This is a genomic window from Pseudarthrobacter sp. PH31-O2 (genome assembly GCF_030063265.1).
In the GTDB taxonomy this organism is placed as follows: domain Bacteria; phylum Actinomycetota; class Actinomycetes; order Actinomycetales; family Micrococcaceae; genus Arthrobacter.
On sequence record NZ_JASIST010000004.1, the window covers coordinates 282,567 to 297,538 of the forward strand.

Here is a 14,972-nt window from a genome sequence, read left to right on the forward strand (position 1 = left end):
ATGCTGGAATTGTGAACCCATTCAGGTAACCGTGCAGGAGTTATCCACAGTTGCCCGGGAATGGCCCGTAGCGGTAGTCACCGGTTCCGACGTCCCTTGGCGGGTGGGTCGCGGGATGTGAGGGAGGGTTGGCGGGTGGGCTGCGGGATGTGAGGGAGGGTTGGCGGGTGGGCTGCGGGATGTGAGGGAGGGTCTAGAAGAGGCCGACCGGGTTGCCGTCGGCGTCAACGTCCATCCGCATCGCCGCAGGAACTCTGGGCAGCCCCGGCATGGTCATGACCGCTCCGGTGAGGGCCACGATGAAGCCCGCGCCGGTCTTCGGAATGAGGTCGCGGACGTGCACGGTGAAACCCTTGGGGGCGCCCAGCTTGCTCGCGTCATCGCTGAAGGAATACTGCGTCTTCGCCATGCAGACCGGGAAACCGGACCAGCCGTTTTTTTCGATCTCCGCGAGCCGCTTGAGCGCAGGGACAGAGAAATCAACCCCGTCGGCGCCGTAGATTTCCTGCACGATCGTCCGGATCTTGTCCTCCACCGACATCTCCAGCGGATACAGGTGCCGGAAGGTGTGCGGGGCGTCGATCGCGGCGGCGACCCTGGCCGCAAGCTCGTCGCCGCCGTCGCCACCACCCCCGCGGCCCCAGACGTCGGCCACCGCCGCCTGGACACCCTCCGCGGCGCACCATTCCAGGAGCCAGTCCAGCTCCTCGCGGGTGTCCGTGGCGAATTTGTTGATCGCCACCACCGGGGTGATGCCGAATTTCTCCACATTCCGCACGTGGCGCTGAAGGTTGACGACGCCGGCTGCCAGCGCATCCAGGTTCGGTTCGTTGAGTTGATCCTTCGCGACGCCGCCGTGCATTTTTACAGCGCGCACGGTCGCGACCACCACGACGGCGGAGGGGGCCACATCGGCGACGCGTGACTTGATGTCCATATATTTCTCTGCGCCCAGGTCCGCGCCGAAGCCTGCCTCGGTGACGACGATGTCCGCGAGGCTGCGCGCAGTCTGGGTGGCGATCAGGGAATTGCAGCCATGGGCAATGTTGGCGAACGGTCCGCCGTGCACCAGGGCCGGAGTCCCCGCGATGGTCTGCACCAGGTTCGGCTTGATGGCGTCCTTGAGCAGCATGGTCAGCGCACCCTGGACACCCAGTTCGGCCACCGTGACCGGCTGCCGGTCGTAGGTGTAGCCGAAGGTGATGCGGCCCAGGCGTTCCCGGAGGTCGGAAAGGTTCGTAGCCAGGCAGAAGACGGCCATGATCTCCGAGGCGACGGTGATGTCGAAGCCGTCCTGCCGGGGGATGCCCTGGGCCGGGCCGCCGAGACCGATCACCACCTCCCGCAGTGAACGGTCGTTTATGTCCAGCACGCGCTTGAAGGTCATCCGACGAGGGTCGATGTTCAACTCGTTGCCCTGGTAGATGTGGTTGTCCACCAGTGCCATCAGGGCGTTGTTCGCCGAGGTGACGGCGTGGAAGTCGCCGGTGAAGTGCAGGTTGATCTCGTCCATCGGCAACACCTGGGAATAGCCGCCGCCGGTGGCGCCGCCCTTCATGCCCAGGACCGGGCCCAGCGAAGGCTCGCGGAGCGCGATCATCACGTTGTGGCCCGCGCGGGCCAGGGAATCCGCCAGTCCCACGGTTGTGGTGGACTTGCCTTCCCCGGCGGGCGTCGGCGACATCGCAGAAACAAGCACCACCTTGCCCGGGGATCGGACCGGCGCCCCGGGCATGGAACCCGCCAGCCGTGCCGGGTCGATCTTCGCCTTGTACCGGCCATAGAATTCCAGGGCTTCGGCGTTGATGCCCGCCGCTGCCGCGATCTCCGCTATCGGCCGCATGGTGGCCTTCTGCGCGATCTCCAGATCACTGGGCACCGGGGCACCAGCGGTGGGGGTTCCTGCGGCGGATCCGTCAGTAACGGTGTCAGACATCGTCGTCCTTTGCTTCGTGGCATCGGTGGGTGTTCCGGCCAGTGGTTCGGGCCGGTGTTACCGGCCCGCGGTTCCGGTGGCGGGTGTGTGGCCCAGCGGAATGGTCAGGTTTCCAAAATACTGGCTCAGCGCCGTGTTATAGCTCTCCAACGTGATGGCGGCGGTGCGTTGCCAGCCGAATTCCTGCGCGTGCAAGGCGGCCGCGCGGCCCATGTCCCTGCGGGTCGCAGGATCGTCGTACAGCGCCTCCAGCGCGTCCGCCCAGTCGGCAGCCTTGTGGCCATCGACGAGCAATCCGGTCCGGCCGTCGAAGATGGCACGGGACAGTCCGCCGACCCGGGTGGCGACCACCGGTGTGCCGCAGGCCTGGGCTTCGAGCGCCACGAGACCAAAGGACTCGCTGTAGGAAGGCATCACAACGACGTCCGCGGACCGGTACCAGCCGGCCAGCTCCGGGGCGCTGACCGGCGCGTGGTGCGTGACGACGTCGTCCATCCCGGCCGCGCTGATCAGCGACTTCAAATCGAAGTCCCTGGAGCCGCTGATGGCACCGACGATGGTGAGTTGAAGGTCGATGTCCGGCCGGCGTTCGCGCAACAGGGCGGCGGCCTTGACCAGGATCTGCGGGCCTTTCAGCCGCTGGATGCGCCCGGCGAACAGCAGGTGGAAACGTTCGGGCGGGACGCCGTGGTCCGCACGGGCCCGGCTGCGGAACGCTGGTGTAAAGATGCCCAGGTCCACACCCGGCGGGGCCACATCGATGTGGTCGTTGTCCGCGTTGTAGTGCGAGACCAATTCGGCCGCTTCGTTACCGGTGTTGGCGATCAGCCGGGTGGCGCCGTCGACAATCCGTTGCTCGCCGTCCTCGCGCCGGCGGGGTTCCGGTTGTTCGCCGGCGACCAACAGCAGGTTCTTCACCTTGGCCATGGTATGCATTGTGTGCACGAGGGGCAGCCCCCACAGGCCGGCGAGCTCAAGCCCGGCGACCCCGGACACCCAGTAGTGCGAATGGATCACGTCGTAGCGGCCGTGCGGCTGCAACTGCCGGATCCGGTCGATTTCGGCAACCATGCTGTGCAGAAGCTCGGGCAGTTCTTCTTTGGGCAGCGTCCGGGCCGGACCGGCCAGGACGTTGTGGACGCAGACGCCGGGGGAGGGATGCTCGACGGCGGCTTGTCCGGCGGACGTGGACCGGGTGAAGATCTCCACTTCGACGCCGGTCTCGGCGAGGGCTGCTGCAAGGGCACGGATGTACACGTTCATGCCCCCAGCGTCGCCGGAGCCGGGCTGCTCCATCGGCGAGGTGTGCAGCGAGAGGAATGCGACGCGGCGGACCAGCGACATTGTTCTCCTCCCCGCTCCGGAACGCATCCCGGCGGACGCGCACCTTGTTCAGCTGGTCCCGGGACACACGTCCGGACCTGTGTTTCGATAAAACACTACTCCTGAAGTTACCGCCGTTTCACAGGCCGGCGGGCGGTGCCGGTCAGAGAGCCTACGGTGCTGCTACCGTGACGACTGTGCGCGCACACGAAACGAGGGATTCCACCGTCCCCGGCTGGGAAATCCGGCCGGCCGCCGCCGGGGATTGGCCCGCGGTCTGGGAAATCGTTGAGCCTGTCGTCAGGGCCGGGGAAACCTTCACCTGGGACCGGACCACTACCGGGCACCAGGCATTTGAACGCTGGTTCCAACAAACGCCCGGCCAGACCTTCGTCGCGGCGGGCCTGGGGGAGCTCGCGGGCGTCATCATGGGCACCGGCGAGCTGCATGCAAACCAGGGCGGCGGCGGAGGCCACGTTGCCAATGCCGGGTACATGGTCCACCCGGACTACCAGGGCAAAGGGGTGGCCCGTTCGTTGTGCGCCTATTCGCTGGACGCAGCGCGGGCCGCCGGGTTCCGTGCGATGCAGTTCAACGCCGTGGTGGAAAGCAACGTCAATGCCGTTGCCGCCTGGCAGTCCCTGGGCTTCGAGGTGCTGGCCACCCTCCCGGAAGCGTTCCTGCACCCACGCCTGGGCTACGTCGGACTGCACGTCATGTACCGCAGGCTATAGCGCCGCGGGCTCGGCACTTAATCCCGCCACAGATTCTGCAGTTCCGGAAACGCCCGTTCGTAGCCGGCCAGCAGCCTTCCCGCGAGGTCCCCGGAGTCGAGGTCCCCGGAACCGCCGGGTCCGGAGCCGACCAGCGGGTGCCTGGCAAAAGCAGCCCGGGCCGCATCCCGGCGTCCGGTTCCGGCGCTCCCGGCGTCCCGGCGGGTGGCGCTCACAACGAGGCGCTCGACGTCCTTGACCTGCTGCAGCAGGGCCAGTTGCGCCGGTGCCGGGCGTTCCTGCTGAAGGGGAACAACGCCGTCGGGCGTTACCTGGCAGGGGACCTCGACGACGGCGTCCGCGGGCAGTCCCGGAATAGCCGCGATCCGGCCCGCTGCCGGATCGCCGCCGGTGTTGCGGGTATTGAGGATCAGCTCCGCCGGGCCGCCGCCGGAGAGGGCGCGCATCACGGCGAGGGCAACCCGTTCGTAGCCGCCGCCGGCCAAATCCGTTTCATCCCGGCGCTCGCCAGCGGATCGGGCCTCGGCGAGGTAGCCTTCCTCACGGGATCGGCGCGCGGCGTCCCAGAGCCGGTAGGCGTCCTGGCCGGCGGCCGCGAGCCGCGGATACAGTTCGGACTGCTGCCGTTCGATGGACTCGCCGCGGGTCGTGGCGGCGGACCTGATGCCGGCCAGGGCGCGGCCGGTCTCGTAGTAGTAGTAGAGGTATTCGTTCGGCAGGCATCCCAGTTCCGCAAGGAAAGGTTGCCCAAACAGGCGTCCTTCCTCGAAACCGGCCAAAGCGTCTGCATCGGCCAGCAGTCCCGGAAGCATGTCCTGGCCGCCGGACTCCAGACGGTAGAGCCAGCCCAAGTGGTTGAGGCCGTAGTACCCGACGCCGTCGAGCGTCCCCGCGGGCAGTGCGACGCCCGCGGCACCCGCAGCCCGGTGCACCAGCCCGCTGGCCGAATCGCAGATGCCGACCACCTTGGGCCCGAGGACCGGCACAAGGGCCTCGGTGACCATGCCCGCCGGATTCGTGAAATTCAGCAGCCACGCGTCAGGACAGTGGCGCCGCATCTGCTCAGCGAGCTCCAGCATGCGCGGAATCGACCGCAACGCGTACGAGATGCCGCCGGCTCCTGTGGTCTCCTGGCCCAGGAGCCCGAGGTCCAAGGCCACCCGCTCGTCGGCGGTTCGCCCGGCCGTCCCGCCGGGACGAATCGCGGCGAACACCAGATCCGTGCCGGACAGCGCCTCGGCCAGGGATGTGGTGGCCCGCACCGCGGGTAAGGTTGCGGTGCCTGGCACGTACGGTGCCGGGTACGAGGCAAGCACCGCACGGATCGCGTCGAGGCGGCCGGGATCGACGTCGTACAGCACCAGTTCCCGGACCAGCCCGGCGAAGGGCCCCGCACAGAGCGCCCGGTAGATCAGCGGTACCCGGAATCCGCCGCCGCCGGCAATCATCAGCCGCATGCCGACAGTCTATGCGCGGAGGGGACCGACTGGACCGGCAGGCGCCTTTCCAGCGGTACCTCGACGGCGTAGGGTGCCAACTATGGACGCGCTTCCGACGCAGCGATTTGATCCGCTTGCCTCCGCCCGTACCCCCGGTGCGGCGGGTTTTGACTTGTTGCTCACGGGGACGGTCTTTCAGGACATCATTTTCACCGGGCTGCCGCACGCCCCCGTCGCCGGCACCGAGATCTGGAGCGACGGGATGGGCAGCTGCCCCGGGGGCGTAGCCAACCAGGCCATCGCCGCGGCACGGCTGGGGCTGCGGACCGGGCTGGCGGCTGCCTTTGGCGATGACGGCTACGGCGACTACAACTGGAAGATACTGGCCGGACAGGAGCACGTGGACTTGTCCCTGTCCCGGCGGGTCGCCGGTTGGCATTCACCGGTCACAGTCTCCCTGAGCGTGGAGCATGACCGGTCCATGGTGACCCACGGGCACCCGGCCCCCGTCAGCTCCAGCGAACTGATCGGCGAGCCGCCGCCGGCGCTCGCCGCCGTCGCGGAGCTCGGCGAGGAAGTGGAGCCGTGGGCAATCGACGCGCACAAAGCCGGGGTCCGGCTGTTCGGCGACGTCGGCTGGGATCCCACCGGCGCCTGGTCCTCCTCCCGGCTGGACAACCTGAAGTATTTCCACGCCTTTTTGCCCAACCAGCACGAAGCCATGGCTTTCACCCGCCATGACAACCCGTGGGCCGCACTCTACGCCCTGGCGGACAAGGTGCCGGTCGCCGTCGTGACCCTTGGATCCCAGGGGGCGATGGCGGTGGACTCCGAAACGGGCGAGGAGGAGTGGGTGCCGTCGCTGCCCGTGTCCGCGTTCGACCCGACCGGTGCGGGGGACTGCTTCGGAGCCGCCTTCATCGTCGGTTGCCTGGCCGGCTGGCCGCTGGGTGACAGGTTGAGGTTTGCCAATCTCTGCGCGGCCCTGGCAGTGCAGGAGGTCGGCGGCTCGCTGGCGGCGCCCGGTTGGGGGGACATCGCCGACTGGTGGCAGCGGGCCAACGCCCGCAAGGAACGCCAGTCCAGCCAGTGGATGCGGCGCTACCGTTTTCTGGAGGACATCATCCGGGACGTACCGCCGGAGGCGCAGCGGCGGGCGACGGCGACCATCGCCCACCTCTCGGACGCGTAGCGCTGTTCCAACCGGGAGCCCACCAGCGGACATGTCTGCCGGTGGGCTCCCGTCCCGGTGGACATGCTCTCCGTGCGAGCCGGGGAATGGGCATAAACCTGTTGTGCCCAGCGGTGGGTGCTAACAGTGGGCATGTCCCCCCGGAGCAGGGCTGCCGCGGGGCCTGAATTAAGCCCCATGCGCGGCCACCCCTAGAATCGTTAAGTGACTTACCCAGCAGCAACAGGTGACTTCCGGCCCGTCCCGGAGGCCCAGCCCGGCCACGCCGAAGAACGCTCGGCCGTAATCGACCTTGCAGCCATCCGGCACAACGTCCGCCGCATCGCAGCCGTAGCATCACCGGCGCGGGTGATGGCAGTGGTCAAAGCCGATGCTTACGGTCACGGCGCCGTTCCCGTGGCCCGTGCTGCCCTTGGCGCCGGCGCCACCTGGCTGGGAACCGCCCATATTTCCGAAGCCCTGGCCCTGCGCGCCGCCGGGATCGAGGCGCCCGTGCTTGCCTGGCTGCACACCCCGGAGAGTAACTTCGCCGCCGCCGTGGCCGCCGGGATTGATATCGGGTGCTCGGGGTGGGATCTAAAGCGCACCGTGGCTGCAGCCCGGGAGCAGGAACGGCCAGCCCGAGTGCACCTAAAAGTGGACACCGGGCTGGGCCGCAACGGGGCAACCATGAGTGCCTGGGACGGTGTGGTCGGCGAAGCCATGGATTACCAAGACCAGGGCCTCCTGCGCGTGGTGGGTATTTTTTCCCATCTGGCCGTCGCCGACGAACCCGAACGGCCGGAAACGGACGAGCAGCTGGCCGCCTTCCGCGAAGCCCTCGCTATCGCCCAGGACGCCGGCGTGGACCCCGAGGTGCGGCACCTTGCCAACACCCCGGCCACGCTGTCGCGGCCGGACACACACTTTGACCTGGTCCGCGTGGGCCTGGGCCTCTACGGGCTGTCCCCGTTCGAGGACCAGAGCCCGGAAGAACTGGGCCTGCGCCCCGCCATGACCGTCCGTACGGTGGTCTCGCACTGCAAAGACGTGCCCGCCGGCCAGGGCGTCTCCTACGGGCTGAATTACCGCACCGGCAGCGCCAGCACGCTGGGCCTGATCCCGCTGGGCTACGCCGACGGGGTCCCGCGGATCGCAACCGGCGGACCCGTCCGGGTCCGTGGTGTGAACTACCCCGTGGTGGGACGCATCGCAATGGACCAGATGGTGATCGACCTCGGTCCGCTCAGTGTGTCGGCCGGAGGGACCAGCGTGCTGGGCGCCGAGGCCGTGCTCTTTGGCAACGGTGAGGACGGCGGTCCCACCGCCGAGGACTGGGCCCGGGCCGCCGGCACCAACAATTATGAGATCGTCACGCGGATCAGTCCCCGGGTTCCGCGCCGCTACATCAATGAAATGCCCGGCCGCGAGGGGTCGCAACCGTGAGCGGGGTGCTCTGGGAACGGACCCTGACAGTCCGGAGCGCGGAGGAAACCCACGCCCTTGCCGCCGTCCTCGGTACCCAGCTCCAGGCCGGTGACCTGCTGGTCCTCACCGGCGAGCTCGGAGCGGGAAAAACCACCTTCACCCAGGGCCTCGGCGAGGGACTGGGCGTCCGTGCCGGCATCATCTCACCGACGTTCGTGCTCGTTCGCATCCACCCGAACCTGCCCTCCGGTTCCCGTCCGGGCGGTCCGGACCTGGTGCACGTGGACGCGTACCGGCTGGGTTCCGCGTCGGAAATCGACGACATCGACCTGGAAAACACCATGGACAGCGCCGTCACAGTTGTCGAATGGGGCCGGGACCGGGTGGAACACTTGAGCGAGAGCCGGCTTGAGGTGGATCTGGTCCGCAGCCTCGGCGGCGCCGCTGCGCCACCAGCTGCCGCGTCGGTGCCCGGCCCCGTTGTGCCCGGCCCCGTTGAACCAGACACCCTGGATTTTGACCCTGCGGACAACGATGAACCTCGCACCATCATGATCCGCGGGTTCGGTCCCCGCTGGGTGGACCGGCCCGTGCTGCCCGCTCCCGGCGAGAATCCCGCGCAGCCCCTGCCCACCACCCCGGAAGGGACCTGATGCTGATCCTTGCCATCGACACCTCGGCCGTGGCCAGCGCCGCCCTCGTTTCCGATGACACCCCGGAATCGGTGGTGGCGAGCTTCGCCACACAAGATACCCGCAGCCACGCCGAAGTACTGGCCCCGGGAATCGCGGCGCTCCTTACGGAGGCCGGATTGGACGGCTCCGACGTCGACGCCGTCGTCGTCGGAGTAGGACCGGGTCCGTTCACCGGGCTGCGCTCGGGGATCGTCACGGCCCGCACCCTCTCGTTCGTCTGGGGCAAGCCGCTCCATGGCCTCATGAGCCTTGACGCCATCGCCCTGGAAGTGGCGGAGTCCACGGTCGCGGCGCCGGAGTTCATTGTCGCCACGGATGCCCGGCGCAAAGAGGTCTACTGGGCCCGGTACGCCCTGGCCAGCGGCCAGCTGCCGCAGCTGCTGGACGGCCCGCACGTCGGCTTTGCCGGGGCGCTGCCCGAGCTTCCCGTCTACGGCGCCGGCGCCGGTCTCTATGCAGACCTCGTTAAGGCCGTTCCCGAGTTCAGCTCCCGCCAGCCGGAAGCCCTGTCGCTGGGCCAGTTCGCCCTCGCGCGGCTCGCGGCGGGCGAACAGCTGCTCGACTCCACCCCGCTCTACCTGCGCGAGTCCGACGCCCAGGTACCCGGTCCGCGGAAGAGGGCGCTGTGAACGCCCCGTCCGCTGGCCGCGGTGCGGAACCGGCAGCGCTGCCCGGCGGCGTGAGACTTCGGCTCATGACCGCTGCGGACATTCCCGCAGTGGATGAGCTGGAGCGCCAGCTGTTCCCGGTGGACGCCTGGCCACTGCAGATGTTTGTCGCCGAACTGGCGCAGGCCGGCACCCGGCACTACCTCGTGGCCGAGCGGGCAGGGCAGATTGTGGGCTATGCAGGGCTGATGTGCATCGAGCCGATCGCGGATGTCCAGACCATTGCGGTTGCGCCGGATTACGAGGGCCGGGGCATTGGTTCGGCTTTGCTCACAGCGCTCATCATGGAAAGCCGGCTGCGCCGTGCCGAGGACGTGCTCCTGGAGGTCCGGGCCGACAACCCCCGGGCACAACAGCTCTACCGCCGCTACGGGTTCGAGCAGATCCACCTCCGGGCCCGCTACTACCGCGACGGCGTTGACGCGCTGATCATGCGGCTGCGGCTGACCAGTCCCGAATCCGATGCCACTCCCAGGGAAGCAGCCCGACCATGAACCGCACCACTTATGTCCGGCCGCTGGTCCTGGGCATTGAGTCCTCCTGTGACGAGACCGGCGTCGGGATTGTCGGCGGGACCCGGCTGCTGACCAACACGGTGTCCTCCTCCATGGATGAGCATGTCCGGTTCGGCGGCGTGATCCCCGAGATCGCCTCCCGCGCCCATCTCGATGCCTTCGTCCCCACGCTCCGCGCGGCCCTGGCCGAGGCCGGGGTGACGCTGGAGGACATCGATGCGATCGCCGTGACCTCCGGTCCGGGCCTCGCGGGAGCCCTGATGGTGGGTGTCTGCGCGGCCAAGGCGCTCGCTGTGGCAACGGGCAAACCGCTCTACGCCATCAACCACCTCGTCGCCCATGTCGGCGTCGGCCTGCTCCAGCCGGACGACGGCGGCCCGCAGGCTTTCGCCGGGTCCGCGGCGGCAGCCGGCGGGCGCGGGAGTACCGTGCCGCGAAACGGCCTGCCGGAAAACCTGGGGGCCTTGCTGGTCTCCGGCGGGCACACCGAAATCCTGCGGATCCGGAACATCACCGCGGACGTGGAATTGCTCGGGTCCACGATCGACGACGCCGCCGGCGAGGCTTACGACAAGGTGGCGCGGCTGCTGGGCCTGGGCTATCCGGGCGGACCGGCCATCGACACGCTGGCACGCACCGGCAACGCCAAAGCGATCCGCTTCCCGCGCGGCCTGAGCCAGCCCAAGTACATGGGGTCCGCGGACGAACCCGGCCCGCACCGCTACGACTGGTCGTTCAGCGGACTCAAGACCGCCGTCGCGCGCTGCGTGGAGCAATTCGAGGCACGCGGCGAGACGGTGCCGGTGGCGGACATCGCCGCAGCCTTCCAGGAGGCGGTCGTGGACATCATTACCTCCAAAGCGGTGCTGGCCTGCCGGGAGAACGGCATCACCGACCTCCTGCTGGGCGGCGGCGTGGCGGCAAATTCACGGCTGCGCCAGCTCACGGAACAGCGGTGCAGCGCCGCCGGGATCCGGTTGACCGTCCCGCCGCTTGCCCTGTGCACGGACAACGGCGCCATGGTCGCCGCGCTCGGCGCCCAGCTGGTGATGGCCGGGATCGCGCCAAGCGGCCTCGGTTTCGCCCCGGATTCCTCGATGCCGGTCACCACCGTCTCGGCCTGAGGCCGCCCCGGCGCGGCCCCGGCTCTACGCTTCGGGGCCCTGGCGCATCTGCTGGACCAGGTCCAGTACGACGGCGCGCAGGTCCCCGCCGTGCTCTGCCGCCACGCGCCGCTGCCGCTGGTATCCGGCGCCGCGCTCAACGATCTTCAGGACGTCCGCCAGCTCCGCGGCGCAGCCCAGCTTCTCGGCGACGGGCCGGAGCCGTGCGACAGTTTCGCGGATGTGGTCCGTAACAAGCTGCTCGTTCCCCTCCGCGTCCAGGATGATGATGGCGTCCAGGCCGTAGCGGGCGGCACGCCACTTGTTCTCCTGCACATGCCAGGGCGGCATGGTGGGAATGGTGCCGCCGTTGTCCAGTGTCGTTGAAAACTCATCAACGAGGCACTGGGTCAGCGCTGCGACGGCGCCGACTTCCTCCAGGGTTGCCAGGCCGTCACAGATCCGCATCTCGATGGTGCCAAAATGAGGGACGGGCCGGATATCCCAGCGGATTTCGGAGAGCGAGTCGATCACGCCGGTGGTGGACATGTCCTGTGCATACGATTCGAAGTCCGCCCAGTTGGCGAATTGGAAAGGCAACCCCGCGGTCGGCAGTTGCTGGAACATCAGGGCACGCTGGGAGGCGTAACCGGTGTCTTCGCCGCCCCAGAACGGGCTGGAGGCGGAGAGCGCCTGGAAGTGCGGGAAATAGTTCACCAAGCCGTCCAGTACCGGCAACACCTTGTCCCGGCTGTCCAGGCCAACATGCACGTGGACGCCGTAGATCACCATCTGGCGGCCCCACCACTGTGTGCGGTCAATGAGCTTGGCGTAACGCTCTTTATCTGTCACCGGTTGCAGCTGCGGCGGGCTGAAGGGGTGGCTGCCCGCGCAGAAGATTTCAACGCCCATCGGATCGGTGACTTCACGGACTGCGGCGAGGGAACTGGTCAGGTCCGCTTTCGCTTCCGCCACGGTGTTGCAGATCCCGGTGACCAGCTCCACGGTGTTCAGCAGCAACTCCTGCTTGATGTGAGGGTGCTCGTCATCCTCGTTCAGTTCGGGGTGCCGCGCAGCGACGCCGCGGAGCACCTCTTTGGCGACGGAGGCCAACTCCCCGGTTTCCGCATCCACGAGGGCTAGTTCCCATTCCACACCAAGAGTTGATTGCCTGGATGAAGCGAAATCAATCTTCATGTGGTCCCTTCACTGTTCTGCTGTCCGTTTCCCTGCCCCGACCGGCAACGTCGTGGGCGGATGTGCCGGACAGTTGGCGAGGCAACGGTGCCTCAAGTCTAGTGCAGGGGTAACATCGGACCGGTGGCAAGACTGCAGCGAAAACGTGAAAGTGTTCACAGAAGTACGCGGAAGGCCGCCTTGGTCCCGGCCGTCGTCCTGCTTGTGCTCGGAACCTCCTCTTGCTCCGGGCCGCCGGCGCCGCCGCCCTCCGGAGCGGCGCAAACCGCCGCACCATCCGGACCGGCACAGCCGAGCGGCGGCACTGCCGCGCCGCTGCCCGATAATCAGGATGCCTCCGCCCTGGCCGGGACACGCCCGCTCGGATGGGGACCGCAGGAACGGGACGCGGCCGATGCGGCGCGGGCTGTTGCCGCCATGAGCACCGAAGAGATGGCGGGCCAGGTTCTGCTGCCGTTTTTTCCCGGACTCGACCATACCGCCCATGCCGCGGTCATCGAGCGCCTGCACCTGGCCGGTTCCATCATCATGGGGGACAACGTTCCGGGGACCGCAGACGGAAGCGTTGACACCACAGCCATGCAGGCCGCCGCCGGCCAGCTCCAGGCAGCGGCCCGCGCCGGCGGCCGCAGCTGGCCCGGCCTGATCGGCGTCGACCAGGAGGGCGGAAAGGTGGCACGGCTCAGGGCGCCGCTGACCGAATGGCCCGCCCCGATGAGCTACGGCGCGGCGGGAAGTGCGCCCCTCGCCGGAGAGGCCGGCGCAGCCATGGCAGCTGAACTGGCGGCACTGGGGTTCAACACCGACTTTGCCCCGTCGGCCGACGTCACCATGGGCCCGGCCGATCCTGCCATCGGCGCGCGCTCCATGTCCGGCAACGCCGACGCCGCAGCCGCCTACAGTGTCGCCTTTTCCCAAGGAATGCTGGCCGGGGGGCTGCTGCCGGCCGCCAAGCATTTCCCCGGCCACGGCTCCGTCACCGTGGATTCCCACGCCGGGCTGCCCGTCCAGGATGCCAGCCTGGATGCACTCCGCGCCAAGGACCTGCGGCCCTTCCAATCTGTCGTTGACGCCGGGCTGCCGATGGTCATGACCGGCCACATTGCCGTGACGGCGCTTGACCCCGGGGTCCCGGCCTCCGTCTCCAAGGCGGCCTACGCGGAACTTCGCCGGATGGGATTCAAAGGTGTTGCCATCACCGACGCGCTAAACATGGCGGCGATCCAGGACCGGTACCCCAACGACTCCGCCGCTCCGCTGGCCCTCGCCGCTGGCGCTGACCTGCTGCTGATGCCCGCCGACGTCGAGGCGGCCCACGCCGCGATTGTCGGCGCCGTGCGCAGCGGTGCGCTGCCGCCGGCACGGCTCGCGGAGGCCGCGCAGCGTGTAGTTACCATGTTGATCTGGCGCGGCCGCACCGGACAGGGCCCCGGCACGGCGCCCGGGAGCGGCAGCGAACTCTCGCAAAAGGTCTCCCGGGCCGCCATCACCGTGCTCGCCGGGCCCTGCCGCGGTCCGATCGTGCCGGCCAGCGTCCGTGTGGCCGGCGGTTCGGCGCAGGACCGCTCGCGCTTCGCCGCATCCGCGAGCAAGGCCGGCATCAGCATCGGCGAGGGCCCGCTCGTCCGGCTGATCGGTGCCGGACCACAGCCGCCTGCACCGGAGGCGGCAGCCGAGGTGGCGGTGGCCCTCGATGCGCCCTGGCCGCTGGCCGACGTCACGGCCCGCAGCAGAATCGCGGTCTACGGACGCAGCCAGGGCGCGTTCGACGCGCTGGCCTCGGTTCTTGCCGGGACTGCCACGGCCCCCGGCAAACTTCCGGTCGACGTTGGGTCCCAGCCCGCGGGCACCGGCTGTGACTGATGCCGGCCCCGGCCGGGACCGGCCGGGACCGGCCTGTCGTTTAATGGAAGGGTGCCCATCCTGAATAAAGACATGACCTTGTGCATCTCGCTCTCGGCCCGGCCGAGCAACAACGGGACGCGCTTCCACAACCACCTGTATGACCAGCTTGGCCTGAACTGGATCTACAAGGCCTTCGCCCCCACCGACCTCGCCCAGGCCATCGCCGGCGTGCGTGGCCTGGGAATCCGCGGCTGTGCCGTGTCCATGCCGTACAAGGAAGACGTGATGGCGCTCGTGGATGTGATGGACCCGTCGGCGAAAGCCATCGATTCGGTCAATACCATCGTCAACGACGGCGGCACCCTGACCGCCTACAACACCGACTACACGGCGATCGAGCAGTTGCTGCAGCGCAACGCAGTACCCGCCTCCTACGCGGTGTGGTTGTTGGGTGCCGGCGGCATGGCGAAGGCCACCGCCGCCGCCCTGCGTGATGCCGGGTTCCGCGACGTCACAGTGATCGCGCGCAGTGAGGAGGCGGGGCGGGCGCTCGCAGGGCTTTATGGCTTCGCCTGGCGCGCCGACGTCGATCCCGCCGGCGCGGGGGCGGCGGACATGATCATCAACGTCACCCCGATTGGTATGGCCGGAGGGCCGGACGCCGGGGCGCTATCCTTCCCGCAGGAGGTTTTGGACGCCGCGACGGTGGTCTTCGACGTCGTCGCGCTGCCCGCCGAGACCCCGCTGATCAAGGCCGGCCGTGCAGCCGGTAAGAAGGTCATCACCGGTGCGCAGGTGGCGACAATCCAGGCGCTGGAGCAGTTTGTGCTCTACACCGGGATCCGGCCCACTGACGAGCAGGTCCACGCAGCCGAGGCTTTTATGCGGGATCAGTAGGCGCTCGGAATCCGGCGGTGA

13 protein-coding genes are annotated in these 14,972 nt (G+C 68.5%); 9 read left to right on the forward strand and 4 right to left on the reverse strand.

What is annotated here, in order from left to right; genetic code table 11:
• Window positions 1-193 precede the first annotated feature (193 nt).
• Both QMG72_RS09010 and mshA read right to left on the reverse strand, forming a co-directional pair.
• Complete coding sequence (locus tag QMG72_RS09010) at window positions 194-1,936, reverse strand: formate--tetrahydrofolate ligase (RefSeq protein WP_283480298.1); 1,743 nt, start codon at window positions 1,934-1,936, stop codon at window positions 194-196.
• A 57-nt stretch (window positions 1,937-1,993) separates the two neighbouring features.
• Entirely contained in the window at window positions 1,994-3,280 is a 1,287-nt protein-coding gene (gene mshA, locus QMG72_RS09015; RefSeq protein WP_283480299.1) for a D-inositol-3-phosphate glycosyltransferase, read from the reverse strand.
• Window positions 3,281-3,456: 176 nt separating this feature from the next.
• Here mshA and QMG72_RS09020 point away from each other — a divergent pair, with 176 nt between their 5' ends.
• Window positions 3,457-3,993 carry a GNAT family N-acetyltransferase gene (locus tag QMG72_RS09020; protein ID WP_283480300.1) on the forward strand — a complete coding sequence of 179 codons (537 nt, stop codon included), beginning with the start codon at window positions 3,457-3,459 and terminating at the stop codon, window positions 3,991-3,993.
• Between the two features lie 17 nt (window positions 3,994-4,010).
• Here the strand turns inward: QMG72_RS09020 and QMG72_RS09025 are convergent, their stop codons facing one another.
• On the reverse strand, window positions 4,011-5,450 hold the full coding sequence (locus QMG72_RS09025) for a family 4 glycosyl hydrolase (RefSeq protein ID WP_283480301.1): 1,440 nt from the start codon (window positions 5,448-5,450) through the stop codon (window positions 4,011-4,013).
• 82 nt (window positions 5,451-5,532) lie between these two features.
• Here QMG72_RS09025 and QMG72_RS09030 point away from each other — a divergent pair, with 82 nt between their 5' ends.
• From QMG72_RS09030 to tsaD, 6 genes are all read left to right on the forward strand, one after another.
• Window positions 5,533-6,624: a carbohydrate kinase family protein gene (locus tag QMG72_RS09030; protein ID WP_282359720.1), complete on the forward strand. Its 1,092-nt coding sequence runs from the start codon at window positions 5,533-5,535 to the stop codon at window positions 6,622-6,624.
• Between the two features lie 204 nt (window positions 6,625-6,828).
• Entirely contained in the window at window positions 6,829-8,049 is a 1,221-nt protein-coding gene (gene alr / locus QMG72_RS09035) for an alanine racemase (protein WP_226774018.1), read from the forward strand.
• Complete coding sequence (gene tsaE, locus QMG72_RS09040) at window positions 8,046-8,684, forward strand: tRNA (adenosine(37)-N6)-threonylcarbamoyltransferase complex ATPase subunit type 1 TsaE (RefSeq protein ID WP_282359719.1); 639 nt, start codon at window positions 8,046-8,048, stop codon at window positions 8,682-8,684. Before alr ends, tsaE begins: the two co-directional genes overlap by 4 nt.
• Window positions 8,684-9,355 carry a tRNA (adenosine(37)-N6)-threonylcarbamoyltransferase complex dimerization subunit type 1 TsaB gene (gene tsaB / locus QMG72_RS09045; protein WP_226774016.1) on the forward strand — a complete coding sequence of 224 codons (672 nt, stop codon included), beginning with the start codon at window positions 8,684-8,686 and terminating at the stop codon, window positions 9,353-9,355. The genes tsaE and tsaB overlap by 1 nt, the downstream gene beginning before the upstream one ends.
• 65 nt (window positions 9,356-9,420) lie before the next feature.
• Window positions 9,421-9,888, forward strand: coding sequence for a ribosomal protein S18-alanine N-acetyltransferase (gene rimI / locus QMG72_RS09050; protein ID WP_226774015.1), 468 nt, complete (start codon window positions 9,421-9,423; stop codon window positions 9,886-9,888).
• The gene (tsaD, locus tag QMG72_RS09055; RefSeq protein WP_283480302.1) at window positions 9,885-11,033 is read left to right on the forward strand and encodes a tRNA (adenosine(37)-N6)-threonylcarbamoyltransferase complex transferase subunit TsaD; all 1,149 of its coding nucleotides are present in this window, start codon (window positions 9,885-9,887) and stop codon (window positions 11,031-11,033) included. Before rimI ends, tsaD begins: the two co-directional genes overlap by 4 nt.
• A gap of 24 nt (window positions 11,034-11,057) precedes the next feature.
• Here the strand turns inward: tsaD and QMG72_RS09060 are convergent, their stop codons facing one another.
• Window positions 11,058-12,209: a glutamate--cysteine ligase gene (locus QMG72_RS09060; RefSeq protein WP_226774013.1), complete on the reverse strand. Its 1,152-nt coding sequence runs from the start codon at window positions 12,207-12,209 to the stop codon at window positions 11,058-11,060.
• A 417-nt stretch (window positions 12,210-12,626) separates the two neighbouring features.
• Between QMG72_RS09060 and QMG72_RS09065 the strand changes: the two genes are divergently transcribed.
• Both QMG72_RS09065 and QMG72_RS09070 read left to right on the forward strand, forming a co-directional pair.
• Complete coding sequence (locus tag QMG72_RS09065) at window positions 12,627-14,072, forward strand: glycoside hydrolase family 3 N-terminal domain-containing protein (RefSeq protein ID WP_283480303.1); 1,446 nt, start codon at window positions 12,627-12,629, stop codon at window positions 14,070-14,072.
• 51 nt (window positions 14,073-14,123) lie between these two features.
• A complete protein-coding gene (locus QMG72_RS09070; protein ID WP_283480304.1) occupies window positions 14,124-14,951 on the forward strand; it encodes a shikimate 5-dehydrogenase in 828 nt (275 codons plus the stop codon).
• The last annotated feature ends 21 nt before the right edge of the window (window positions 14,952-14,972 follow it).